Annotated in this window: 23 protein-coding genes and 1 riboswitch; of the genes, 9 read left to right on the top strand and 14 right to left on the bottom strand. The window is 65.4% G+C overall.

Annotated elements, in window-relative coordinates; translation table 11 throughout:
- Positions 1-89 precede the first annotated feature (89 nt).
- Complete coding sequence (locus tag ACTPOI_RS13685) at positions 90-848, bottom strand: Crp/Fnr family transcriptional regulator (protein WP_440109642.1); 759 nt, start codon at positions 846-848, stop codon at positions 90-92.
- Positions 849-1,349: 501 nt separating this feature from the next.
- Between ACTPOI_RS13685 and ACTPOI_RS13680 the strand changes: the two genes are divergently transcribed.
- Positions 1,350-1,751, top strand: a complete 402-nt coding sequence (locus tag ACTPOI_RS13680) for a BLUF domain-containing protein (RefSeq protein ID WP_440109640.1) — start codon at positions 1,350-1,352, stop codon at positions 1,749-1,751.
- Positions 1,752-1,786: 35 nt separating this feature from the next.
- Here ACTPOI_RS13680 and fabF read toward each other — a convergent pair whose 3' ends face one another.
- Positions 1,787-3,061: a beta-ketoacyl-ACP synthase II gene (fabF, locus tag ACTPOI_RS13675; RefSeq protein ID WP_440109638.1), complete on the bottom strand. Its 1,275-nt coding sequence runs from the start codon at positions 3,059-3,061 to the stop codon at positions 1,787-1,789.
- Positions 3,062-3,304: 243 nt separating this feature from the next.
- Between fabF and ACTPOI_RS13670 the strand changes: the two genes are divergently transcribed.
- Positions 3,305-3,952: a TetR/AcrR family transcriptional regulator gene (locus ACTPOI_RS13670; RefSeq protein ID WP_440109636.1), complete on the top strand. Its 648-nt coding sequence runs from the start codon at positions 3,305-3,307 to the stop codon at positions 3,950-3,952.
- Between the two features lie 142 nt (positions 3,953-4,094).
- On the opposite strand, the gene ACTPOI_RS13665 is transcribed toward ACTPOI_RS13670, so the two are convergent.
- Positions 4,095-4,634, bottom strand: coding sequence for a DUF2917 domain-containing protein (locus tag ACTPOI_RS13665; RefSeq protein WP_440109634.1), 540 nt, complete (start codon positions 4,632-4,634; stop codon positions 4,095-4,097).
- 110 nt (positions 4,635-4,744) lie between these two features.
- Here ACTPOI_RS13665 and ACTPOI_RS13660 point away from each other — a divergent pair, with 110 nt between their 5' ends.
- Positions 4,745-5,752 (top strand): LysR substrate-binding domain-containing protein, encoded by a 1,008-nt coding sequence (locus ACTPOI_RS13660; protein ID WP_440109632.1) that lies wholly within the window; start codon positions 4,745-4,747, stop codon positions 5,750-5,752.
- A gap of 188 nt (positions 5,753-5,940) precedes the next feature.
- On the opposite strand, the gene tyrS is transcribed toward ACTPOI_RS13660, so the two are convergent.
- On the bottom strand, positions 5,941-7,173 hold the full coding sequence (gene tyrS / locus ACTPOI_RS13655; RefSeq protein WP_440109630.1) for a tyrosine--tRNA ligase: 1,233 nt from the start codon (positions 7,171-7,173) through the stop codon (positions 5,941-5,943).
- 202 nt (positions 7,174-7,375) lie between these two features.
- Here tyrS and ACTPOI_RS13650 point away from each other — a divergent pair, with 202 nt between their 5' ends.
- Both ACTPOI_RS13650 and ACTPOI_RS13645 read left to right on the top strand, forming a co-directional pair.
- The gene (locus tag ACTPOI_RS13650) at positions 7,376-8,734 is read left to right on the top strand and encodes a peptidoglycan DD-metalloendopeptidase family protein (RefSeq protein ID WP_440109628.1); all 1,359 of its coding nucleotides are present in this window, start codon (positions 7,376-7,378) and stop codon (positions 8,732-8,734) included.
- Positions 8,735-8,886: 152 nt separating this feature from the next.
- The gene (locus ACTPOI_RS13645; protein WP_440109626.1) at positions 8,887-9,996 is read left to right on the top strand and encodes an anhydro-N-acetylmuramic acid kinase; all 1,110 of its coding nucleotides are present in this window, start codon (positions 8,887-8,889) and stop codon (positions 9,994-9,996) included.
- A 227-nt stretch (positions 9,997-10,223) separates the two neighbouring features.
- On the opposite strand, the gene erpA is transcribed toward ACTPOI_RS13645, so the two are convergent.
- From erpA to ACTPOI_RS13615, 6 genes are all read right to left on the bottom strand, one after another.
- Positions 10,224-10,589: an iron-sulfur cluster insertion protein ErpA gene (gene erpA / locus ACTPOI_RS13640; RefSeq protein ID WP_069106372.1), complete on the bottom strand. Its 366-nt coding sequence runs from the start codon at positions 10,587-10,589 to the stop codon at positions 10,224-10,226.
- A 59-nt stretch (positions 10,590-10,648) separates the two neighbouring features.
- The gene (locus ACTPOI_RS13635; RefSeq protein WP_440109623.1) at positions 10,649-11,047 is read right to left on the bottom strand and encodes a bactofilin family protein; all 399 of its coding nucleotides are present in this window, start codon (positions 11,045-11,047) and stop codon (positions 10,649-10,651) included.
- 230 nt (positions 11,048-11,277) lie between these two features.
- Entirely contained in the window at positions 11,278-11,988 is a 711-nt protein-coding gene (locus ACTPOI_RS13630) for a DUF6776 family protein (RefSeq protein ID WP_440109621.1), read from the bottom strand.
- A 137-nt stretch (positions 11,989-12,125) separates the two neighbouring features.
- Positions 12,126-12,518: a 30S ribosomal protein S9 gene (gene rpsI / locus ACTPOI_RS13625; RefSeq protein WP_069103737.1), complete on the bottom strand. Its 393-nt coding sequence runs from the start codon at positions 12,516-12,518 to the stop codon at positions 12,126-12,128.
- 11 nt (positions 12,519-12,529) lie between these two features.
- Positions 12,530-12,961: a 50S ribosomal protein L13 gene (gene rplM, locus ACTPOI_RS13620; RefSeq protein WP_056638890.1), complete on the bottom strand. Its 432-nt coding sequence runs from the start codon at positions 12,959-12,961 to the stop codon at positions 12,530-12,532.
- 248 nt (positions 12,962-13,209) lie between these two features.
- Positions 13,210-15,156, bottom strand: coding sequence for a serine/threonine protein kinase (locus tag ACTPOI_RS13615; protein WP_440109618.1), 1,947 nt, complete (start codon positions 15,154-15,156; stop codon positions 13,210-13,212).
- 331 nt (positions 15,157-15,487) lie between these two features.
- Here ACTPOI_RS13615 and ACTPOI_RS13610 point away from each other — a divergent pair, with 331 nt between their 5' ends.
- Positions 15,488-16,375 (top strand): 23S rRNA (adenine(2030)-N(6))-methyltransferase RlmJ, encoded by an 888-nt coding sequence (locus ACTPOI_RS13610; RefSeq protein ID WP_440109616.1) that lies wholly within the window; start codon positions 15,488-15,490, stop codon positions 16,373-16,375.
- Positions 16,376-16,416: 41 nt separating this feature from the next.
- On the opposite strand, the gene ACTPOI_RS13605 is transcribed toward ACTPOI_RS13610, so the two are convergent.
- The 4 genes from ACTPOI_RS13605 to ahcY all read right to left on the bottom strand — a co-directional run bounded on the left by ACTPOI_RS13605 (position 16,417) and on the right by ahcY (position 20,669).
- The gene (locus ACTPOI_RS13605) at positions 16,417-16,935 is read right to left on the bottom strand and encodes a septal ring lytic transglycosylase RlpA family protein (RefSeq protein ID WP_440109614.1); all 519 of its coding nucleotides are present in this window, start codon (positions 16,933-16,935) and stop codon (positions 16,417-16,419) included.
- A gap of 65 nt (positions 16,936-17,000) precedes the next feature.
- A complete protein-coding gene (gene metF / locus ACTPOI_RS13600) occupies positions 17,001-17,852 on the bottom strand; it encodes a methylenetetrahydrofolate reductase [NAD(P)H] (protein WP_440109612.1) in 852 nt (283 codons plus the stop codon).
- Positions 17,849-18,853, bottom strand: a complete 1,005-nt coding sequence (locus ACTPOI_RS13595) for a TlyA family RNA methyltransferase (protein ID WP_440109610.1) — start codon at positions 18,851-18,853, stop codon at positions 17,849-17,851. Before ACTPOI_RS13595 ends, metF begins: the two co-directional genes overlap by 4 nt.
- 382 nt (positions 18,854-19,235) lie before the next feature.
- Complete coding sequence (gene ahcY / locus ACTPOI_RS13590; protein WP_440109608.1) at positions 19,236-20,669, bottom strand: adenosylhomocysteinase; 1,434 nt, start codon at positions 20,667-20,669, stop codon at positions 19,236-19,238.
- Positions 20,670-20,741: 72 nt separating this feature from the next.
- Positions 20,742-20,824: riboswitch (S-adenosyl-L-homocysteine riboswitch) on the bottom strand.
- 186 nt (positions 20,825-21,010) lie between these two features.
- On the opposite strand from ahcY, the gene ACTPOI_RS13585 reads away from it, so the two are divergent.
- The 3 genes from ACTPOI_RS13585 (at position 21,011) to ACTPOI_RS13575 (ending at position 24,400) form a co-directional block, all read left to right on the top strand.
- A complete protein-coding gene (locus tag ACTPOI_RS13585; RefSeq protein WP_069103744.1) occupies positions 21,011-21,244 on the top strand; it encodes a hypothetical protein in 234 nt (77 codons plus the stop codon).
- A 143-nt stretch (positions 21,245-21,387) separates the two neighbouring features.
- Positions 21,388-23,022: a peptide chain release factor 3 gene (locus ACTPOI_RS13580; RefSeq protein ID WP_440109606.1), complete on the top strand. Its 1,635-nt coding sequence runs from the start codon at positions 21,388-21,390 to the stop codon at positions 23,020-23,022.
- Positions 23,023-23,026: 4 nt separating this feature from the next.
- The gene (locus ACTPOI_RS13575; protein ID WP_440109604.1) at positions 23,027-24,400 is read left to right on the top strand and encodes a hypothetical protein; all 1,374 of its coding nucleotides are present in this window, start codon (positions 23,027-23,029) and stop codon (positions 24,398-24,400) included.
- Positions 24,401-24,412 lie beyond the last annotated feature (12 nt).

Below are 24,412 nucleotides of genomic sequence, written 5' to 3'. Positions count from 1 at the left end.
AATTATCGGCGCAAGGCTTGCCGCCCGGGCTTGCCAGCGCATGACAGAGCGGCGCCCGGTACGCAGCCAGACCGTGCGCGGGATCGCTGCTACAGCAGCGGCATCTGCCGCGGTGGCGTGTCGTAGTACTCGGCGATGCGCGCGAGCGCGCGGGTGTTGAGCAGCCGCAGCCGCCCGTTGCGCAGTTCGTGCAGGCCCAGCGTCGCCAGCCGCCGCAGCGTCTTGTTGGTGTGCACCAGCGACAGCCCCAGCGCATCGGCAATGTGCTGCTGGTTGAGCGGAAAGGCCACGGCGCCGTCGGCCTCGACCATGCCCACGCGCTCCATGCGCCGGTACAGGTGCATCAGCAGCATGGCCACGCGTTCGGTGGCGTTGCGGCGGCCGGTGGTCAGCAGGTTGTCGTCCACATGGCCCTCCTCATGGGCCGACAGCCAGGTGATGTCATAACCGAGCCGGGGATGCTCGCGGAACACCGTCCACAGGCTGTCGTTCTGGAAAACGCACAGCGTGCAATCCGTCAGTGCCTCAATGCCGTGTGCCGAGGGCTCGCCAAACTGCTGCTGCAGCCCCACCAGGTCACCCGGCAGCAAAAAGTTGAGGATCTGGCGGCGGCCGTCGCTCAGCGTCTTGTAGCGAAAGGCCCAGCCCGCATACAGCGTGAACATGCGTGCGTTGGGGTCGCTCTCGCGTAGCACGGTGTCGCCCGCCACGAAGGTGGTGACGCCCTTGCGCAGGCTTTCGATGAAATCCAGCGTGGCCGGCGACACCGGTGTGAAGGCCCCCGAGTCGCGCAACTGGCACTCGCGGCAGGTGGGCGGGCAGGCTGGCGAAGGGGTTGCGGGGTTCATGATCTTCAGATTCTAGGTTTCTGTGACACGGCGAAGCGCGCGGATACAAATGAAATCCGCGCCTCTCGGGCCCGGCGCATGCCGGTGTGCCACCGTTGCAAGGGCCATGATCCATCCACATGGAGAGTCCAACGCCCTCGCGCTACGGTCCAGTTGCTAAACGGCCCATTGGCACTGTTCCGGGATGTTACGAACGCAAGACTTTGCAGCCTCTGGTGTGGCGTGAACACCATCACGGGCTATTCCAACGCAATCCTGCCCGCTGGCAACCGTCGTTTCAACCGAACGCCCGCGCGCAACCTGCAAGGCGCCCGGGCCCTTTGCTGGCGCCACTTTGCAAGCTCTCGACCGCCTGGTGGCGCTGGGCGCAGGGCCTGGGTGCCGGCCTGTTACCGCTGCGCAGTCTTGGCCAGCGGAGTGTTGTGCATGGCCCGAGGGCTATGCAGACCCTGTGTCTTATGACATTGCGGTGCCGTCAGCCGAACCCTACATTCATTTGCAATGAATGATTTCAGTCCTGTCCTGTATGAAGTGCTCTACGTGAGCACGCTTGCCACTGACCAGCCTTTGAGCGTGGTGGCCGAGATCGCGGGGCGCGCCCGCATCGCCAATGCGCAACTGGAAATCACCGGGCTGCTGATATTCGATGGTCAACGTTTTTGCCAGCAGCTGGAAGGCCCGCAGAAACAGGTGCTCAAGCTGATCGAGCGCATCCGGAGCGACCCGCGCCACACCAACGTGGAAGTCATCCACCACGGCCCGGTGGCAGGTCGCCGGTTTCAGCAGTTCAGCCTGGCGTTCAGTACCGTGGAGGATGAGGACGCGCTGGCGCGCATGGAGCAGCTCGATGGCAGCGCAGCGCTGGCGGCGTTCGAAAACGTGTGCGAAGAACTGGAGCTTTGACGTTCTGAAGGTGCTGTACTGCGTTGCCCGGCCCTTCAGGCCCCCGGTGGCCAGCGGCGCAGGATCAGCGTTGCGTTCACGCCGCCAAAACCGAAGCCGTTGAGCATGGCGTTGGTGACCGCCATGGGGCGTGGCCGCAGCGCCACCAAATCCAGCCCATCGGCCAGTCCATCGGACGCGTGCAGGTTCAAGGTGCCAGGCACCACCTGGTCGCGCAGCGCCAGCGCCGTGAAGATGGCAGCCACCGCACCCGCTGCGCCCAGCAGGTGGCCCGTGGCCGACTTGGTGGAGGTGATGGCAACCTGCGCCCCCGTGCCAAACACGCGACGGATAGCGGCCAGCTCGCCGCGGTCTCCCACCAGGGTGGATGTGGCGTGGGCGTTAAGGTGCTGCACATCACCCGGCACAAGGCCCGCCTGCGCCAGCGCCGCCTGCATGCTGCGGGCTGCGCCACTGCCGTCTTCGGGGCCCGAGGTGATGTGGTGGGCGTCGGCCGAGGTGCCGTAGCCCACGATCTCGGCCAGCGGTGTGGCTCCGCGCGCGAGGGCATGCTCCAGCGCTTCGATCACGAGCATGCCGGCTCCCTCGCCCATCACAAAGCCGTCGCGCTGCGCATCAAACGGGCGGGACGCCTGCTCGGGCGCATCGTTGAATGCGGTGGCCAGCGTTCTGGCCGCTGCGAAACCACCCAGGCTCACGCGGTCTATGGCGGCCTCGGTGCCGCCGCACACCGCCACGTCGGCCTCATGGTTGCGTACCAGCCGCACCGCATCGCCGATGGCCTGCACGCTGGCCGCGCACGCCGTCACCGGCGCACCAATCGGGCCCTTGAGGCCGTGGCGGATGGACACCTGCCCCGCGGCAAGGTTGACCAGAAACGAAGGCACGGTGAAAGGCGACAGGCGCTGCGGCCCGCGCATGTCGGTGGTACGCACTGCCTCGGCGATGGCGCCGAAACCGCCAATGCCCGAGGCGATCACGGTGGCTGTGCGTTCGCGCGAAGCCTCATCCGCAGGCGGCCAGCCGGCCTGCGCCAGCGCCTGCTGCGCCGCGCCCAGCGCAAAGGGGATGAAGCGGTCCATCTTGCGCTGGTCTTTGGGCGACACGATGGCGTTCGCATCCCAGCCGCCCTCCGGGTCTGCCGCAATATCGGGCACCTGCCCCGCCACCTTGGCTGCAATGCCCTCGGTCACGGCCTCGGGCAGGCGCGACAGGCCAGAGCGCCCGGCCAGCAAGCGCTGCCATGCCACCTCGACGCCACAACCCAGCGGCGACACGATGCCCATGCCGGTGATGACCACGCGGCGCATCAGACAGACCTCCACGCGCAGCGCAGACCCTGACCCATCTGCGCCGGGTGGGGCGCATCGGCCTCGTGGCCACTGCCCATCGGTTGATCCATGCTTTCACCCTCTCTTTCGATTCAGAACCCGTGCAAGGCAGCGCACTGCGCCGCGGGAACGCGCGGACGAGGTCTGCGCGTTTATGATTACAGCCATCATCATAAACGCGCCAACGCTTTTTGCGTACGGCCGCAATCAATAGAGGACAGCATGAAGGTTTCCAAGGCACAGGCCGCCGAGAACCGGCAGGGCATCCTGGATGCCGCCTCCCGCCTCTACCGCGAACGCGGGTTGAGCGGCGTGGGCGTGGCCGACATCACGCGCGACGCAGGCCTGACCCATGGCGGGCTGTACCGGCATTTCGCATCCAAGGAGGCGCTGGTGCAAGAGGCGTGCGCTCGCGCGTTCGACTGGTCGATGACCCCGATAGAGGGCGGCACTCCGCATGTCACCGTGGACGACCGGATCAAGGCCTACCTTTCGGCCGGGCACCGCGATGCGCCCGGCGACGGCTGCCCCGTTGCCGCGCTGGCCGTGGACGCTGCCCGGGTGGGGGGTGGGCTGTCCGAGGTATTCGCCCAAGGGATCGAGCGCAACATCGGGCGCTTTGCGCAGCTGCTTGCCGATGGCAGCGACGGCGCACAACCGCAGGACAGGGCACGCGCCATCCATGCGCTGGCCACCATGGTGGGCGGCATGGTGCTGGCGCGCGCCACGGCACACGCACAGCCGGTGCTGTCGGATGAGCTGCTGACCACGCTGCAGGCCCAGCTGGCGGAATGCCTGGCCAGGCCTGAAGCCCCGCCCGCAGCGAGCGCGAGGCGCGCGCCAGGGGTCAAAACACTACAAAAACCATAGCATCACCTGCAATCAAAACGTAGGCCTGATGCGCCTTTCGCGTTGAATCGGGGCCTCCCGGGCGGTGTATTGACCCATCCGTCCCGACGAGGCGTGGCCCGCTGCCGCGCGGCAGTGATTGATGCTTTTCATACATCGCCCGTCAGGCATGCGTGCGCCGCTGCGGGGCCGCAATGCGGTGCACCGCAAACCGTGCCAGGCCCGCGGCGAGCCGCCCGCCAGCATCGGCCGCGTCCACCAGCGCTCCGCCCAGTGCGCGGCCGCCTGCGCCGAGCGCCGCCCCCAGTTCGCGCAACGGGTGGAGCACGCCACATTCCCAGTCGCACGCCGCCGATGCGCGGTGCCGGGCGGGCACCGGTGCCTCCGCGTGATCCCAGCGGAAGGCTGCATCACCCGCCGGGTTCGACGGGCACCAGGCTTCCATCACCACATGCTGCCCGGGCGCAATGGCGAGCTGATCGCCAGCGCGCAGCACGTGGTCGGCAGTGGTGCCGGACCGTTCGGCCAGTGACCCGCCCACGGTAAGCCATACCTGTCCCTGCGCCACCTGCAAGGTCGCACGGGTGCGCGGGCGAAGCGACAGGGCCTGGCCCGCTGCCAGCTTCCAGCAACCGGCTGCAGGTGTACGGGCTGCGCTGGCAGGCGCGGCGGGTTGCGATGGCAGTTCGGTGCGGGGGGACATGGCGGGCTCCTCAGGCTGCGAAAGAATCATGGATGAGGCCTGATGGTGCGCCGTCTGACCTGCGCGGTCCAATGAAAATGCGGTACGCTATTCATTCGCATAGCGCATCAATGCACCTGCCCGTGACACCCACCGACTCACCTCCTGCCGTCCTGCGCACCCGCCCCGTGGGTGTGGGCCACTGGCGCGCCTTTCTGGCCGTGGCCCGGCACCTGAACTTCCGCGCAGCTGCCGAGGATCTCGCCCTCACGCAATCGGCCGTCAGCCGCCAGATCCAGGCGCTGGAAGACGAAGTGGGCGTGCCCTTGTTCCTGCGGCACACGCGCGCGGTAGAGCTGACAGGCGCCGGTGCGCAGTTGCAGCGCGCCGTGGCACCGGCCATCGAGCGCATGGATGGCGCCGTGCGGCTGGTGCGGCAGACAGCCGGGCGCCGCAGCGTGGCCATCACCACCTGGGCCAGCTTTGCGTCGACGTGGCTGATTCCCCGCATGGAAGAATTCCAGCGCGACAACCCCGGCATCGACATCCGCATTGATGCCAGCGATGTGCCAGTGGACCTGGAAACCTCAGACGTGGACCTGGCCCTGCGCTACAGCCTGCCCGGCCCAGGCACGCAGGGCGGACAGCGCCTGTTTGGCGAGCAGCTGGCGGTGGTGGCCAGCCCGTGGCTGCTCAAGAGCGGCAAGCCGCTGCGCACGCCTGCCGATGTGGCGCATTTCACGCTGATCGAAGCGGGCGACGCCCACCGCAGCCACCACCTGGAGTGGCTGAGCTGGCGCCGCTGGTTTGACAGCTGCGACCTGAGCAAGCTGCAACCCCAGCGCTGGCTGTATTTCAACTACGCCCACCAGATCGTGCAGGCCGCCTTGAGCGGGCAAGGCCTGGCGCTGGCGCGCATGCCGCTGATTGCGGATGCCCTGGCCGCGGGCGATCTGGTCGAAGTGCTGCCCGGGCACCGCATCGACTCCCCGCTGGCGTACTGGCTGATGGTGGGGCCCCGCAGTGCGCAGCGGCCCGAGATCAAGGCGTTTTGCGCCTGGCTGCAGATACAGGCCCAGGCCACGCGCGAGGCAATTGGCGATGTGCCGGACCCGGACCTGAATGACAACCTGGATTGAGCAGCGGGCGCGCCAATGGTCAATTTGCTTCTATTTTGATAGCAATGCGACTAAATAAAGCAAGCGCTTCAGGCCGTCTTGACCTGAATTCAGGGTCGGAGGTACTGCGCGCGGCACCCCAGGCGGCGACACCGTCCGGTCACTCCCCCGCGGGTCGGTGAAGAATCACCGACCCGCCGACACAAGCCTCACCCCAGCAACACCCGGGCGAACTTGCGCTTGCCCACCTGCACCACGTAGGTGCCGGCATCCAGCTTGAGGCCCTTGTCGCTGATGACCGTGCCGTCCACGCGCACGCCGCCGCCGTCGATCAGGCGGCTCGCTTCGCTGGTCGATGGCGCAAGCCCCGCCTGCTTGAGCAGGGCACCAATGCCCAGCGGGGCACCCGACAGCGCCACTTCAGGGATTTCATCGGGCACGCCGCCCTTGCTGCGGTTGATGAAGTCCTGCTCGGCCGCATCGGCCGCCGCGGCGCTGTGAAAGCGCGTGGTGATTTCCTTGGCAAGCGCAACCTTGGCATCCTTGGGGTTGCGGCCAGCGGCCACCTCGGCCTTGAGTGCGGCGATCTCGGCCAAGCTCTTGAACGACAGCAGCGTGTACCAGTCCCACATCAGGGTGTCGCTGATCGACAGCACCTTGGCGAACATGGTGTTGGGCTCTTCCGCGATGCCGATGTAGTTGTTCTTCGACTTGGACATCTTGTCCACGCCGTCGAGCCCCACCAGCAGCGGCATGGTGAGCACGCACTGCGGCTCCTGGCCGTATTCCTGCTGCAGGTGGCGGCCCATGAGCAGGTTGAACTTCTGGTCAGTGCCACCGAGCTCCAGGTCGCTCTTGAGGGCGACCGAATCGTAGCCCTGCATCAGCGGGTACAGAAATTCGTGCACCGAAATCGACTGGCCGGTGGTGAAGCGCTTGTGGAAGTCGTCGCGCTCCATCATGCGGGCCACCGTGTATTTGGCCGCCAGCTGGATCATGCCGCTGGCACCCAGGGGCTCGCTCCACTCGCTGTTGTAGCGGATCTCGGTGCGGGCCGGGTCCAGCACCAGGCTGGCTTGGCGGTAATACGTCTCGGCGTTGGCCTTGATCTGCTCGGGCGTGAGCGGCGGGCGCGTGCTGTTGCGGCCCGACGGGTCACCGATCAGGCTCGTGAAATCGCCGATCAGAAAGATGACCTGGTGGCCCAGATCTTGCAGCTGCCGCATCTTGTTGAGCACCACGGTATGGCCGATGTGGATGTCGGGCGCGGTGGGGTCCAGCCCCAGCTTGATGCGCAGCGGCTGGCCGGTGGCTTCCGAGCGGGTGAGCTTTTTGACCCACTCGTCCCGGGGCAGCAGTTCCTCTACCCCGCGCAGCGAGATTTCGAGCGCCCGCCCTACACCATCAGAAACCGGGGTCGTTGTAACAGCAGATTGATTCATAAGGGTTTTTTTGGATGTCTACACCGCAGGCGCCGCTATACTCCAGCCCACATTGCTTGAGGCGGATTCTAGTGGGCCCGCCATCTCGACCCGTCACCGACACCGTCGAGCCATTGCAACCCGACAGCCTGTGCATCTCGCCGCTTCCCGCGTTCACTCCGGGCAGCCTCCGCAGATGCCTATTCACCCTGGGGATAGAACCTTGATTCACGGCTTGACCACCGCCAGCGCGGCTTTGCTTGACCGGCTGTCCCTCACGATCCAGCGCCACCCCAAACGTCTGACTGCTGCCATTGCTGCCGTGCTGCTCACCGGTGGTGGCGGCGCTTTTGCCGTCGCATCGTTCGCACCCGATCCCGGCGAACTGCCGGTGCGCATGGTCAGCTATCCGGTCGAATCCCTGGCCGACAACGTGGTCCTGGGCGAGCTTGACATGCCTGGCTTCTCACTGTTCCGCTCCGAGCAGGTGCGCAGCAGTGACACCCCTGAATCCCTGCTGCAGCGCATGGGCGTCGCCGACCCGGCCGCCGCTGCCTTCATGCGCGGCGACGGCACGGTCCGCCAAAACGTACTGGGCCGCACCGGTCGGGTGGTGTCGGCCGAGACCACCGACGACCACCGCCTGATCCGCCTGACCGTGCGCTGGGTACCGGACGACAGCGGCAATTTCCGCCGCCTGATCGTCGAGCGCACGGGCGACAAGTTCAGCACGCGCATCGAAACCGCCAAGATGACGGTGAACAGCCGCCTGGCGGGCGGCGTCATCCAGAGCTCGCTGTTTGCTGCGACCGATGCCTCCAACATCCCCGATGCTGTGGCCGTGCAAGTGGCCGAACTGTTCTCGGGCAACATCGACTTCCGCCGCTCGCTGCGCAAGGGCGACCGCTTTTCAGTGGTGTATGAAACGCTCGAAGCCGATGGCGAGCCGCTGTCCAGCGGCCGCGTGCTCAGCGCCGAGTTCGTCAACAACGGCAAGTCGCACGAGGCCATCTGGTTCCAGGAGCCCGGCGCGTCCAAGGGCGCCTACTATTCGCTCAAGGGCGAGAGCCTGCGCCGTGCGTATCTGGCCTCGCCCGTCGAGTTCTCGCGCGTGAGCAGCGGCTTTGCCATGCGCATGCATCCCATCCTGAAAACCTGGCGCGCTCACCTGGGCACGGACTTTGCCGCACCTACGGGCACCGCGGTACGTACGGTGGGCGACGGCGTGGTGGAATTTGCAGGCGTGCAAAACGGCTACGGCAACGTGGTGTTCGTCAAGCACCGCAACCAGCACGTCACGGTGTACGCCCACCTGAGCCGCATCGACGTGCGCCAGGGCCAGTCGGTCGAGCAGGGCCAGACGATTGGCGCCGTGGGCGCCACGGGCTGGGCCACCGGTCCGCACCTGCACTTTGAATTCCGCGTCAACGGTCAGCACCAGGATCCGATGACCATCGTGGCCCAGAGCGAGGCCGCAGCGCCCGTATCGGCAGCAGCCCGCCCGGCGTTTGACCGCCTGGCATCCGGCATGCGCATACAGCTGTCTGCCGCGGCCCTGATCGAGCAGGCCAGCGCCAACTGATACCGCCTGCCTGTGTGCCGCCCAGCTCCGGTCGGCACGCGGCGGGATGGCTTGGCTGCTCGGCATTCCGCGCCTGCGGGGGCTCCCATCGCCCCATTCACATGGCCTTTCGGTGGCGCCGCTGAACGCAGGGCGCACCGCCTCACCTCCCCATGACCGAGCTCTACATAGGCCTTATGTCCGGCACATCCCTCGATGGGGTGGATGGCGTGCTGGCCGATTTTTCCGGGCCGCGCATGGTCGTTCAGGCCCATGCATCGACGGGGTTCGACGCTGCTTTGCGCAGCGAGCTGCTGGCATTGAACACCGTAGGCCCGGAGGAACTGCACCGGGCTGCGCTTGCAGGTAACGCTTTGTCGCATGCCTACGCCGGGATCGTGCAAACGCTGCTAGAGCAGACTGGCCATCCGGCCAGCGCGATCCGTGCCATTGGCGCGCATGGCCAAACAGTACGACATCGCCCGGGTGAGTTTGACGGCACCGGTTACACCCTGCAGCTGGGCAACCCCTCTCTGCTGGCGGAGCTCACCGGCATCGCCGTGGCCGCCGACTTCCGCAGCCGCGACGTAGCCGCGGGAGGCCAGGGAGCGCCGCTGGTGCCCGCGTTCCACAGGGGCGTGTTTGGCCGGGCGGGCGAAACGGTGCTGGTGCTCAACATTGGCGGGATCTCGAACCTGAGCGTGCTCGCAGCCGATGGCACCGTGCTCGGCTTTGACTGCGGGCCCGGCAATGCACTGATGGACCACTGGTGCCAGCTGCACACCGGCCAGCCTTACGACGCGGGCGGGCAATGGGCCGCAGGCGGGCAGATCTTGCCCGGGCTGCTGGCCGCACTGCTGGACGAGCCGTTCCTGCACAGGGCGCCGCCCAAGAGCACCGGGCGCGACCTGTTCAACCCGCAGTGGCTGGCAAAGCGGCTGGCGGGCCATTCAGACGCAGCGCCACAGGATGTACAGGCCACACTGACCGAATTCACTGCTAGCGCATGCTCCATAAGCACCAAAAGCTATTTAAATGATAGCAACCTACTGGCGGTTTGCGGCGGTGGTGCACTCAACACGCACCTGATGCAGCGGCTGCGCGCCCATTTACAGAGTGTTGAGGTCGTCGCCACCGACCACCTTGGACTGCCCGCCCTGCAGGTGGAAGCCGCCGCTTTCGCGTGGCTTGCACGCCAGCTCGTGCACGGCCAACCTAGCAATCTGCCGGCTGTTACGGGAGCCGCAGGCCTGAGGATTCTGGGCGCGCTGTATCCAGCCTGAGCGCGCGGCCCCTCCCGCCAACGCAGAGAGCAGACCCAGAGGTTCTACCCCCGGAGGCCACAACGTCCGTTGCTACGTTGTATGCGATTGCGCCGACCGCATCTCGCCCCCGTCAGCATCGGCTCGCCCATGAAAAAAGCCGCCCAGCGGCGGCTTTTTTGCTCCAGACCAGTGGCCTGTACGGCACAGACCCGGTCGGTCAGTCGGCCGGTGCAGCCGTTGCTCCCTCAGGCAGAGAAGCTGGAACCGCAACCACAGGTCGTCGTGGCATTGGGGTTCTTGATCACGAACTGGGCACCCTGCAAGTCTTCCTTGTAGTCGATCTCGGCGCCGACCAGATACTGGTAGCTCATGGCATCAATCAGCAGAGACACGCCGTTCTTGGTCATGGTGGTGTCGTCTTCATTCGTGATTTCGTCGAACGTGAAGCCGTATTGAAAACCCGAGCAGCCGCCACCCTGTACAAACACGCGCAACTTCAGGTCGGGATTGCCCTCCTCGGCGATCAGGTCTGCCACCTTGGCTGCAGCGCTGTCCGTGAAAAGGATCGGCGAAGGCATTTCTGTCTGGATGTTTTCGGCAACGGCGCTCATGGGGTACTCCGGGTTCAACTTTGCCCACAATACTACTGCACAACGCTCGGGAATTCAGGTCAGGCGTTGTTTGACGCTAACTGCAGTGGGGGCTTTTCCTCGACCAGCACGGCTGAGGGAAACATTTGCCCGGCGATCATCCCGCCTTGGTGCATCTCCAGCGCCTTGTAGTGCACGTTGCCGGTAATGCGGGCCTTGGGTTGCAGTTCCAGCAACTCGGCGGCATGCACGGGCCCGACGACCTGGCCGTTGATGATCACGTGGTCTGCGTGGATGGCACCCTCCACACGGGCCGACTCCGAGATCACCAGGATGCTGGGCTGCTCTGCGCCCGCCCGGATGTCGCCCACCACTTCGCCATCAATGCGCATGCCTTCGGCAAAGTGCACGTCTCCCAGAATGCGCGTGCCCTGCGCCACCAGGCTCTTGATCGGGGGCTGCTTCTTGCGTGAAAACATCGATGACTCCTGGAACAGACGCCTTGACTGGCAAGCGCGCAGATTCAAAAAAAGAAAGCTTGCTACCGCCCCTCGGGGATCAGGCTGTCGGGGTTGAAGTGCAGGCGCAGATGCAGACATCGCACCCGCAATCGCAATCGCGCCTTCCGGCCTGCATGCTTGCGCATTGCAGCATGGAGGGCCTCATCGCTCAGCCTCAGCCCCAATGCGCCCGCCCCCAACTCAGGACATCACTCAAACACCATCGACTGGGTGGCCCGCACCGTAGCACCCTCCAGCACCCGCGCGGTCACGGTTTTTACCACGGCATTGGGGGGCAGATTCACCAGGCCTTCCACACGCCGGTACTGGCGCACTTGCAGTGGCTGGCTCTGGGCGGGCAGGTTTTGGGACCACGGCTGCCCGTTTTGCGTGCCTGCCAGTACCAGTTCCAGCCTCCCCTGGAAATCCGGCGCGTTGCGCGACGCCTGGATGACGAGCACCTGCCAGCGCAATTGCATGCCTCCCAGCACTTCCGCCTGCAAGCTGCGGATGGCCAGGCCCTCGGTGGTGGCAGCGGGGATGAGCTTCTCGAAGAAGCCCAGGTCTTCGCGCAGGGTGCGGTTGTCAGCCTCCAGTTGCTTGACCTGCGCCATGAGGCCTTCCTTGGCAGTACGCTCGGCCACCAACAGACTTTCGGCAGTGTGCGCTACCGTCTGCTGATCTTGCCCCTCCTCGCGCAACCGGGCCACTTCGGTACGCAGGTGCAAGAGCTCCTCACGCGAGACGGTGTCGAGCCCGGCGATGGACTTCCCAAACTCGAACGCCCACAGGGCCACGGCGGCACAAAAGCCCAGCACGACCGCCAGCGCCAGCCAGCGCACAGGCCATGGCAAGGCGCTGCGGATCGCGACGCGCGGAGCGCTGATGGTCAGCCGGCGGCGAAGGAGGCGCAATCGCATGAGGTCAAGGTCTGCAGGATCATGAAGAAGGCCCCAGGGCCGCGAAGAAAGAGCGCACCATAAACGAAAAAACCGCCCGAAGGCGGTTTTGGCACTGAAAAGCAGTCCGGAGACTGCTCTTGCAGACAGCTCCCGGCTTAACGCTTGGAGAACTGCTTGGCGCGACGGGCGGAGTGCAGACCGACCTTCTTACGCTCGACTTCACGGGCATCGCGGGTCACGAAGCCGGCTTGGCTCAGGACGGGCTTCAAGGATGCGTCGTAATCGATCAGGGCGCGGGTGATGCCGTGGCGGGCAGCGCCGGCCTGGCCGGATTCACCGCCACCGTGCACGTTGATCATCACGTCGAAGGTCTCGACATGGTTGGTCAACGCCAGGGGTTGCTTGGCAATCATGATCGAGGTTTCGCGGCCGAAATAGGACTGGATGTCCTTGCCGTTCACCGTGATCTTGCCGGAGCCTTTTTTCAGAAACACGCGGGCGACGCTGGATTTGCGACGGCCGGTGCCATTGTTCCATTCACCAATCATCTCAAGGCTCCTTAGATTTCCAGCACTTTGGGCTGCTGGGCGGTGTGGGGATGCTCAGCACCACCGTACACCTTGAGTTTCTTGATCATCGCGTAGCCGAGGGGGCCCTTGGGCAGCATGCCCTTGACAGCCTTTTCCAGCGCGCGGCCGGGGTGCTTGGCTTGCATGTCGCGGAAGTTCGTCGCCGTGATACCGCCGGGGTAACCCGAGTGACGGTAGTACACCTTGTCGAGGGACTTGGTGCCGGTGACCTTGAGTTGGGCTGCGTTGATAACGACGATGAAATCACCGGTATCGACGTGAGGCGTGTAAATGGCCTTGTGTTTGCCGCGCAAACGGAGAGCAACTTCGCTGGCTACTCGTCCGAGGACCTTGTTGGTCGCGTCAACCACAAACCACTCGTGCACAACCTCAGCGGGCTTTGCGCTGAAAGTAGTAGTCATGAGATTTCTCTTCAAAAGAGGGTTTGGCGGGTCCTTTTCCACGGTCGGTGCTTCTCTGAAGGAAGCCTCTTAGGTGGCGATGAATCTCCGCCGCGGGACCACAAAAGCGCTGCGAAGCCCTCGATTATACAAAGCAGTGCCTGCTGCGCGCAACCTGACTGTTTCAGGGAGCCGTCAGTACCGCGATGACCGATGCGCAAGCAAGGGGCCGCGCACCCGGCAGCGCTTTCGGGACACGGTGCGCTGGATCAGTTCGGCGTCTGGCGGCGACGCTGCTCGTCCGCTTCGTACCTGCGGCGGTTTTCCACGCAGATCGACTGGCCGGCCTGTGACGGCTTCTGGCATTCCTGATGAATGCACATGGGTCGCGCAAGGAAACTGGCGTCTGCGCAGGCTTCCTGGGGCGAAGGCACGCGCGGCGGCGGCGCGGGACGGGGCCGGGCTTCGACCACCGGTGGGGGCGGAGGGGGCGGCGGTGGCTCCTGCACCACCACGGTCTCCACCACCGGCTCGGCGGGAGGACGCCGTTGCGTTCGGGGCGTGGCCCGTGGTGCCGACGCAGCACCCACAAAAGCGGGGGGCACAGCGGGAGGCACGACGGCATTGTTCAGGGGTGCATCCACCACCGGTACGGATGCGGCGTCGGAGGCCGGCGGGCTGGCGGCTTCTGCAGTGGGCGGAGCGTCTGCAGCCGCGGCCGATGCAGCGCTGGCCGGTCGCTCGGCCAGCTCGGTGATGATGTCGTCAGGGGGTGGCTTGCTGCCCTGCGCCCAGCGCAACCCCGTGGCAGACACCACCACCAGGGCAGCCGCCAAGGCAACCCAGACCATCACCCCGGGCTTGCGCATGGAACGGGCCAGCCTGCCCGCGGCGCGCGTGGGTGAGAGCGACTTTTTGCCCCTGCGGGAAGTCGTATCGCTATCGGAGAAACGGTTCAGGGGGAGGTCTTCATAGCGCGAATCCTCAAACGCTACGGTGTCGCCCGCTTCGATGAACACGGTATCGCCACCTTGCGTCTCTGCACCGCGCGCTGCAGTGCCAGCATCGTCAGCCCGGGCGCCCGACCTGTAGGTCACGCCCAGATCGGGAGGTTGCGCAACCGATGTCGCCCCGGCTGACGCCACGGCAGGCGCGGCGGAGGGAGCAGCGACGCCGACCGTGGTGATGGCGTGCACATCAGGCCCCGGGCGCTCTGCAGGTTCGACCCAGACATCGCCCAGATCGGCCCGAAAGTCGAAATGATCGAGCCCCTCGGGTGGCGTGGCCATCCCCATCAGCTGCAGAAACGCATCGATGTTCTGGGGTCGGTCGCCGGGCCGCAGGGCCAGGGACTGCGAAACGGCTGCCACGAACGGGGCCGAGTATTCCACGCCGAACTGCCGCTTGACGGTCTTGGCCACGCGTGAAAACGGCACCATGCGGTCGCGGATGGACCGCAAGGTAGCGGGCAGCGGTGTGTCGTTGCACAGGCAGCCATACACCACGGCGGCCAGCGAATACAGGTCGCTCCACGGCCCCTGGCGCAGGTCCTCGTCGCCATCGGAGTACTGCTCGATGGGGGCGTAGTTCACCTTCAGCACCGCCGTGTGCTTGCGGTCCTGGTCGTTGATGGCATGCCGTGCGGCGCCCAGATCCAGCAGCACGGGCGGGCCGTTGTCCTGCAGGAAGATGTTGTCGGGCGAAATGTCGCGGTGCAGCGTCTTGCCCTCGTGCAGCACCCGCAATGCGCCCAGCACCGACCACAGCAGCTTGCGCAGCCATGCCTCGGACGGCGGCGCCCGCATGAAGGTACGCGCCTGCTTGAACGTCATGCCCGAATACAGGGGCATCACCATGTACGCCGTGTTGTTCGCCTGCCAGAACCGGAACACCTTCACAAGGGAAGGATGGTCGAACTGGGCCAGCAGACGCGCCTCGCCCACGAACGACGCCAGACCCGCCTGGTAGGTGGCCTGGTCGGCAGATGCCCGCACCCACAGCGACTGACCGTTGGCCCGCCCCGCCAGCGCCGAAGGCATGTATTCCTTGATGGCGACGGCACGGTGCAGTGAATGGTCGAAAGCCTTGTAGACCATGCCGAAGCCGCCCACCCCCAGTAGCGAGAGGATTTCGAATTCACCGAGGCGGCTTCCCGGCGGTAGCGCATCGACATGGTTCATGTCGGCAGAGCGGGCAGGACTGGCGAAATCGGTCATGGCAAGCGGGGCCTGGCGTCCGGGTGGGAGGTGGCCACAGAATGACCGGCTGTGGCAGCGGCCAGCGGTACCGCAGCCAGGCAAGCATCCATGTGGGCTCTCTCGTTACGCATCAGAAACCGGGCTCCTTTGCCAAAACTCTCACCTGCGGGCTGGCTGAAAGTTGCCGATTGTGCCGTGGCACAGACCTGCGCACCATGCCACGTTTGCCATTTGTCAGGTTCTTGCCGCATACCGCGCACGCCTCGCCTCGGTGCCGGGGACGGCATCAGGGCCCAACGCCAGCGCGCAACTTTCAACCCCGCCATGCCCCAGTCGTTACCATTGGGCAATGTTCAGTTATCGACACGCCTTCCACGCGGGCAACCACGCCGATGTGCTCAAGCACACCGTCCTCATCGCCGCCCTGCAACACCTCACCGAGAAAGACGCGGCGCTGACCGTGCTGGACACCCACGCGGGAGCAGGCCTGTACCGCCTCGATGGCGACTATGCCAGCACCAGCGGCGAGGCGGCCGATGGCGTGGCACGCCTGTTTGCGCCCACCGTGCCAGCGCTCACACCTGCGCTGCAGGCCTACGTGGACATGGTCCGGGCATTCAACCAGGGCAGCACCCTGCGTGTGTACCCCGGATCGCCCTTCATCAGCCAGCGCCTGTTGCGTGACCACGACAAACTCAAGCTGTTTGAGCTGCATCCGACCGACCTGCGGGCCCTGGCGGGCAATGTGGCCCAGCTCGAAGCCGGTCGCCAGGTAGCCGTGCTGCACGAAGACGGCTTTGAGGGCATTCGCAAATTCTTGCCTCCACCAGCCCGGCGCGCGCTGGTGCTGTGCGATCCCAGCTATGAAATCAAGAGCGACTACGGCAAGGTGCTCGACATGGCGGCCGATTCGCTCAAGCGGTTTGCCACGGGCACCTACGCCTTCTGGTACCCGATCATCCCGCGGCCCGAGGCGCACGACCTGCCCCGGCGCCTGAAAACGCTGGCCACCAAGGCTGGCAAGAGCTGGCTGCACGCCACGCTGACCGTCAAGAACAGCAAGCCCACCGAGAACGCGGCCGGTGACCTCAAGCGCCCGGGCCTGCCGGCCAGCGGCATGTTCCTCATCAACCCGCCCTTCACCCTGAAAGCGGCGTTGAAAACCGCCCTGCCGCAGATGGCTGAACTGCTGGGGCAGGACAAGCACGCTACGCACACGCTCGAATCAGGCGGCTGATCGCCCCGTAGGCGCACCGCCTTCGTCAACGCTTGCTGCGCTCAAGGAGCAGGACAACTCCGGTCGCCCTCTTCCAGCGCAAACAGTTCCACGGGCTTGAGCCCCAGGCCGACCATGCCCAGCACCTCGGCGGCGCCGCGGCTCAGGTCGATGACGCGGTTGCCGGTGTGCGGGCCCCGGTCGTTGATGCGCACCACCACCGATCGCCCCGTGATCTGGCTGCGCACACAGACCAGGGAGCCAAAAGGCAGCGTGGGATGCGCGGCGGTCAGCGCCTTCATGTCAAACAGCTCGCCGCTGGCGGTGCGCCGGTTGTGAAAGCGCGCGCCGTACCACGATGCCAGCCCGACCTCGTCTGCAGCGGGCTCCAGCACAGGCGGGGGCACCAGAGGCGCACCCGGACGGGTCACGGCTTCCGTCGCAGGGGGGTCGATGAGCATCGCCTCCCCAGGCACGCTCAACAGGTGCGGGGCAAGCGCGTCCGGTTCGGCCACCAGACCCTGCTGCGCAAAGGCGGACAGCATGCACACCCACAGCAGCCCGCCCGCCAGCGCTGCCACGGCAGTCCGGCCCCGTGGCAGGCGCCGGGACAGCTGCGCAGCGCCGCTACCCCCCCGGTCCTGCATCAGATGCCCAGCCGGCGGCAGATCTCCAGCGTCGCCGCGCTCTGGTTCATGGTGTAGAAGTGCAGCGCAGGCACACCGGCCACGCGCAGCTGGTCGCACAGGTCGGTCACCACATCCAGGCCAAACGCCTTGATGCTGGCCGTATCGTCACCAAAGGCCTGCAGGCGCAGGCGGATCCAGCGCGGGATCTCGGCACCGCAGGCGTCCGAAAAACGCATCAGCTGGGTCGAGCTGGCAATGGGCATGATGCCTGGCACCACCGGCACGTCGGCGCCCAGGCGTTGGGCGTCTTCCACAAAGCGGAAGTACGCATCGCTGTTGTAGAAGTACTGCGTGATGGCGGCATCGGCCCCGGCCTGCACCTTGGCCACGTAGGCCTGCAGATCGGACTCGGGCGAGCGGGCCTGTGGGTGCACTTCGGGGTAGGCCGCCACTTCGATGTGGAAGTCGTTGCCCGTCTCGGCCCGGATGAAAGCCACCAGATCGCTGGCGTAATGGAACTCCCCACCCGCGCCGTAGCCGCTGGGCAGGTCACCGCGCAGTGCCACCAGGCGGCGTACGCCCATGGCCTTCAGGGTGGTCAGCTGCTCGCGCACCGACTGCCGCGTGGCGCCAATGCACGAAAAGTGCGACGCGGCGCTCACGCCTTCGGCCAGGATCTCGCGCACGGTGGCAAACGTTCCCTCTTGCGTGGAGCCGCCAGCGCCGTAGGTCACCGAGCAGAAGTCGGGCTGCAGTGCATAGAGCTGCTGGCGCGCCACGCGCAGCTTGTCGGCCCCCTCGGGCGTCTTGGGCGGAAAGAATTCAAAGCTCACCGGAAATCCGGTGCCCTGTGCATTGGCGGCATTCATGCAGCACTGCTCCTGGTTGCGTACACAAAAAATTCGCGGTTCCCGTCACCGCCCTCAATGGGGCTGTCGAGCCAAGCCTGCACGGCGAGCCCCTGCTCGGCGCAGCACTCTCGGATGCGCTTTTCAACCACGGCATACAGCGCCTGGTCCTTCACGATGCCACCCTTGCCCACCTGGCCGGGCTGCAGCTCGAACTGCGGCTTGACCAGCATCAGCAGTTGGCCGCCCGCAGCCAACAGCGGCACCAGCGCGGGCAGCACCAGCGTGAGCGAAATGAACGACAGGTCGCCCGTGACGACGTCGAAACTGGGGGTGATGTCCACATCCGCCCGGTCGGCGCGGCGGCGGCGCTCCACCGGCAGGGCGCCCTTGGCGCGCGCCTCGGCACGCCGCGCACGCTCGGCCTTGAAGGCTTCGATGTCGTGCTCCTTGGCATCGGCGCTGTCGTCGTAGGCTTCGTCCACCAAGCCGCCGTTGCGCATCCAGCTGTAGGGCGCCTCGGGCTGGGTGTCGTTGTCTTCGTCCAGCTCGACCACTTCCGACAGCGCCAGCTCGCAGCCCTCCTGCAGCGCCTGCGCAGTCATCGAGCGGGCGTTCAGGCCTTCGACGCAGACCACGCGGGCATCGTCACGCAGGCGCTCATGCAGTTGCGCATGGCCTACGTCCACGCCGATCACCTGCGTCGCACCGTGCTGCAGCAGGCAGTCGGTAAAGCCGCCGGTGCTCTGGCCCACGTCCAGGCAACGCTTGCCCGCGACATCGATGCCTACCGCACGCAGCGCGCCTTCGAGCTTGAGACCGCCGCGCGAGATGTACTTGGCCTCTGCATCGTCGAGCAGGCGCACCTCGGCTACGGTCGGGATGTCGTCGCCGTTCTTGCCCACTTTCTGCCAAGGCGCCAGCGGTGACAGCCGCCACTCGACCCCCGCAGCGATCAGGCGCTGCGCCTGCGACCGCGTGGCCGCATGGCCGAAATCCACCAGAAATACGTCTGCGCGCATGCGCCCGTCCTTTTTTGAATGAAACTAGCCTGTAGCGCTTGCTTTAATTGTCTCTACAGCTATTACTTTAGTAGCAAATACATTGCCTGGCCGGTGCGGGGCGCTCAGGCCGCGAATGTCCGCAAACCCGCCGGTCACCGCGCTGTGCACCGGCTGTTCAGCGACCCTGCGACGCCGGAGGCGCACTGGAACAGGCCAGCCGCGCTGGCGCGGCCTGCGGCATTTTGCAGCCAGTCCCCGCGCTCCACGGGGGTGACGTTGCAGATCCTCTACGGAAGCGCAGAGGCCAGCCGTTGCAACGCCTGCGGGACTGCACGGCAGCGCCACTGCAGGGCCGGACAAGCCTGCAGCGTACAGCGCAGACTTGCCCACAACCCGCCGCTTAGTAGCGGTAGGTGTTGGCCTTGTAGGGGCCTTGCTTGGGCACGCCGATGTAGGCGGCCTGTTCGTCCGACAGCTCGGTCAGCATGGCGCCGACCTTCTTGAGGTGCAGGCGTGCGACCTTTTCGTCGAGGTGCTTGGGCAGCACGTAGACCTTGCCCACTTCGTACTCGTTTTGCTTGGTGAACAGCTCGATCTGCGCAATGGTCTGGTTGGCAAAGCTGGACGACATGACGAAGCTGGGGTGGCCGGTGGCGCAGCCCAGGTTGACCAGGCGGCCCTTGGCCAGCAGCGTGATCTTCTTGCCATCGGGGAAGATGACGTGATCGACCTGGGGCTTGATCTCGTCCCACTGCAGCTTTTCGAGCGAGGCGACATCGATTTCATTGTCGAAGTGGCCGATGTTGCAGACGATGGCTTCGTCCTTCATCGCGGCCATGTGCTCATAGCGGATGACGTTCTTGTTGCCCGTGGCCGACACGAAGATGTCGCACTTGTCGGCAGCGTATTCCATGGTCACGACCTTGTAGCCTTCCATTGCGGCCTGCAGGGCGTTGATGGGGTCGATCTCGGTGACCCAGACCTGGGCGCTCAGGGCGCGCAGGGCCTGGGCCGAACCCTTGCCCACGTCGCCGTAGCCCGCCACGCAGGCGACCTTGCCGGCAATCATCACGTCGGTGGCGCGCTTGATCGAATCGACCAGCGATTCGCGGCAACCGTACAGGTTGTCGAACTTGCTCTTGGTCACCGAGTCGTTCACGTTGATGGCGCGGAACATCAGGCTGCCCTTGGCGGCCATTTCATTGAGGCGCAGCACGCCGGTGGTGGTTTCTTCGGTCACGCCGACGATCTGGGCGCTCTTGCGGCTGTACCAGGTGGGGTCCAGCGCCAGCTTGGCCTTGATGGCGTTGAACAGGCAGGTTTCTTCTTCGCTCGTGGGGTTGGCGATCAGCGAAGCGTCCTTTTCAGCGCGCTTGCCCAGGTGCATGAGCAGCGTGGCGTCGCCGCCGTCGTCCAGGATCATGTTCGGGCCTTCGCCTTCCGCACCGGCCGCGCCGAAGTCAAAGATGCGGTGCGTGTAGTCCCAGTAGTCGGCCAGGGTTTCGCCCTTGATGGCGAACACTGGCGTGCCGGCGGCTGCGATGGCAGCAGCAGCATGGTCTTGCGTGGAGAAGATGTTGCACGAGGCCCAGCGCACGTTGGCGCCCAGTGCCTGCAGGGTTTCGATCAGCACGGCCGTCTGGATGGTCATGTGCAGCGAACCGGTGATGCGCGCGCCCTTCAGGGGCTGCGCCTTGGCAAATTCCTCGCGGATGGCCATCAGGCCAGGCATCTCGGTTTCGGCGATCTTGATTTCTTTGCGGCCCCATTCGGCCAGGCCGATGTCGGCAATGATGCAGTCGGTGTTGACGGGGGCGTTGACGCGGGCGTTCATGATGGTTTGCTCCAAAGCAAGTTTGAAAAACCACTGGTCGCGCAAGTGAATGAAACAGCTCACCACACGAGAAGTGGATGAGCGTCGTTGCTAGATGACTCCGAGCCTCACGCCCCGCTGTTGTTGCTGGGGGCGCTGCAACGCTCCTCGGATTTGCGGATTTTATGACATCCGGCCGGACAGCGCACTGCCCCGCGCCAATGCAAGCCCCGCGCCGACCCGGTAGCCACCCCGTTTCCTACAGCGCTCATCCGTGCCGCTGGGTGTAATTCAAAGCGTGAGTTCGCCGCTGCCCCACCGGGCGGCGGTTCCCATCCAGATCTACCGAGAAAGGCTCCCCCATGAAAAAGCTCATCCTTATCAGCTTCGTTGCTGCCAGCGTTGCAGGCCTGGCTGCCTGTGATGTGAAGAAGACCCAGGAGGGCAATGTCACGGTACCCAAGTACGAAGTGGAAAAGACCCAGTCCGGCGATGTGACCTTGCCCAAGTACGACGTGAAGACCCCAGACGTGAACGTAACCACCGAGAAGAAGGAAATCGAGGTGCCGAAAGTCGAGGTCACGCCCGCCAAGTAAGCGCGCTCACGGTGCAGACGGCAAAGAACGGCTACCCATGGCCCCGGCGCACGCGGGCGCCACCCTGCACCGCAGTGCACGGGGATAATCGCCGGGTCTTTGCCACTTACTGCGCCACGCGCCACAGCGTGGCCCCTGCCCGAATGTCTGCTCCGTTCCTCGACGAAACCCGGCGCCGCCGCACGTTTGCCATCATCTCCCACCCCGACGCCGGTAAAACCACGCTGACGGAAAAGCTGCTGCTGTTCTCGGGCGCGATCCAGATCGCGGGCGCCGTCAAGGGCCGCAAGGCCAGCCGCCACGCCACGTCCGACTGGATGGAGATCGAAAAGCAGCGCGGCATCTCGGTGGCTTCGTCCGTCATGCAGATGCTGTACCGCGAGCACGTCATCAACCTGCTCGACACCCCCGGTCACAAGGACTTCTCGGAAGACACTTACCGCGTGCTCACCGCCGTGGACTCGGCCCTGATGGTGATTGACGCAGCCAACGGCGTGGAAGCGCAAACCCGCCGCCTGATCGAGGTCTGCCGCCAGCGCGATACGCCCATCATCACCTTCGTCAACAAGATGGACCGCGAAGTCCGCGACCCGCTGGACATCATGGACGAGGTGGAGCGCGAGCTGGGCATGCCCTGCTGCCCCATGACCTGGCCCGTGGGCCAGGGCAAGGCCTTCGGCGGCATCATCAACCTGCGCACCAAGACCATGACCGTGTTCGAGTCGGGCAGTGAGCGCCGCCCCCAGGATTTCGAAGCCATACCCCTGACGGACGTGGACACTCTGCGCGCCCGCTTTGGCGCGGAATTCGACACCGCCATGGACAGCATGGAACTGGCCGTGGGCGCGTCGCCCGCGTGGGACCATGAGGCCTTCCTGGCGGGCAAGCTCACCCCCGTGTTCTTCGGTTCCGGCGTGAACAACTTCGGGGTGATGGAAGTGCTGGACGCCCTGGTCGACATGGCCCCGCCGCCCGGCCCGCGTGTGAGCACGCTCGAAGTCAACAAGCAGCCCGTGGTCAAGACCATCCAGCCTGCAGACGAAGGCTTCTCGGGCGTGGTGTTCAAGGTGCAGGCCAACATGGACGCGAACCACCGTGACCGCATTGCCTTTGTGCGCGTGGCCTCGGGCAAGTACATGCCCGGCATGAAACTCAAGGTGCAGCGCACCGCCAAGGAGCTGCGCCCCACCTCGGTAGTCACGTTCATGTCGCAACGCCGCGAGGCGGTCGAGGAAGCCTACGCGGGCGACATCATCGGCTTTACCACCCACGGTGGCGTGCAGCTGGGCGACACCATTACCGACGGCGCCAACCTGCAGTTCACCGGCCTGCCCTTCTTCGCACCCGAGATGTTCATGACCGTGGTGCTCAAGAACCCGCTGCGCACCAAGCAGCTCCAGCAGGGCCTGGCCCAGCTGGGCGAGGAAGGCGCCATCCAGGTCTTCAAGCCCGACGCTGGCGGCAACATGCTGCTGGGCGCCGTGGGCCAGTTGCAGTTTGAAGTGGTGCAGCACCGCCTGAAGGCCGAGTACGACGCCGACATCCGCCTGGAGGGTTGCCAGTACACCGGTGCCCGCTGGATCACGGCCGACACGCCCGCCGACCTGCGCGCGTTTACCGACGCCTACCCGCTGCGCCTGGCGCACGACGCGGCCGACACCCTGGCCTACCTGTGCACATCGCCCTACGACGTGCGGCTGGCGCAGGAACGCTTTCCGAAGATCCACTTCCACCCTCTGCGCGAGCATGCGGGACTCTCCCTGGGCAATGCCAACTAGGCCGATGAACGGGAGCAACGCGGCACCGGGCGCGCAGGCGCCCTTCCCGTGGCGACCGTTCGCCTCGCTGGCCGGAGTACTGGCGCTTGTGTATGGCACATGGTTGCTGGCGTTCTGGCCTGGCGTGCTGGGAGAAGACAGCCTGGCGGTCCTGCTGGAGATCGAGCATCCCGCCGACCGGCATTCCGGCAAGCCAGCGCTGTGGTACTGGTTTGTACGGCTTTGCTACGAGAGCACCCGCAGGGTCGAGGTACCCATCGCCATCCTGATGGGACTCGCCGTGCTCGTGTTCGCACGGATCCTGGCCTGGTACTGGCAACAGGGTCTGCGCAAGAGCTGCGTGGCGCTTCTGATCCTGGTCTGCGCCACACCGCACATGGTGTACTTCGCAGGCACCCTGTACCCGGACGGCTACTACGCCATCGCTGTCGCCGGACTGCTGTTCGAGTTATGGCTGGCAGTGAGGGCCGGCCGGATGAGTACCGCAGGCCTGCTGGTCATTGCGGTCACGTTGCCCTTTGCCGCTTTTGCCAGGCCCAACGGCATCATCTTCCTGGTCCCGGTCGCGGTTGCACTGCTATGGGTCGACCAGCGCAGCCGCGTCTGGATTTCCGTCATCCTGGTGACATCCATCGGCCTGAACATCGCTGCCACGCAAACGCGCCGCGACATGCCAAGCCACGGCGCACTCTTTCCGCTGGCCATCTTCGAGACCGCCAATTTCCTGCAACCCCGCCCCATGAATCTCTGGACGAGCCAGCCCCGCGTGCTACCCGAAACGGTGCAGCTGCTGCAGCAACGCGGAATCTATGACCGAGTGGTGCGTTACTACGACCCCGACTACTGGGACCCACTTGTCTTCAATCCCGAGGGCCCGCGCGTGATGGGCCTTCCCAAGGAGGACCGCCAGGCCTTGGTGGAGCAATTCCTGACATACAACCTGTGGCACAACATCCCGAAGTTTGCAGGCAGCCGACTGAACGTGCTGTTGACCTCGGCCTTTGCACAGGGCGGCCTCCCTGCGCACAGCTACGCGGTGCATGTGCTCGCGCAACTGGATTCGCAGTCCCGTTTCAGGCTGCCGGGCTGGAAGACTGCTGGGGCAAAGCTGTTCAGCCTGTACGAGCGCTCGTACGACTGGCGCTGGCTGCTGTGGACGCCCTTTGTCGGTATTGCGCTGACGCTGTGGGCGGTCGGGGCAGGCTGGCGTCGCCGAGACCGCGCGCTCTTGCTGGTAGGTGTCCCCATGGGCATCCAGTTCGGCGCCATCACCGTGTTCTCGATCGCAGGGGAATATCGCTATTTGTTGCCTTTTTTTACAGTGCCTCTGGTGCTGATTCCGGCATTTCTGGGGATAGGCTCAAACGCTGACTCGTAGCGCAAGACAGCA

Source organism: Acidovorax sp. BL-A-41-H1 (assembly GCF_051942715.1).
The sequence above is the reverse complement of the archived record's forward strand: the minus strand, read 5'-3'. Positions and strand labels throughout refer to the sequence as shown.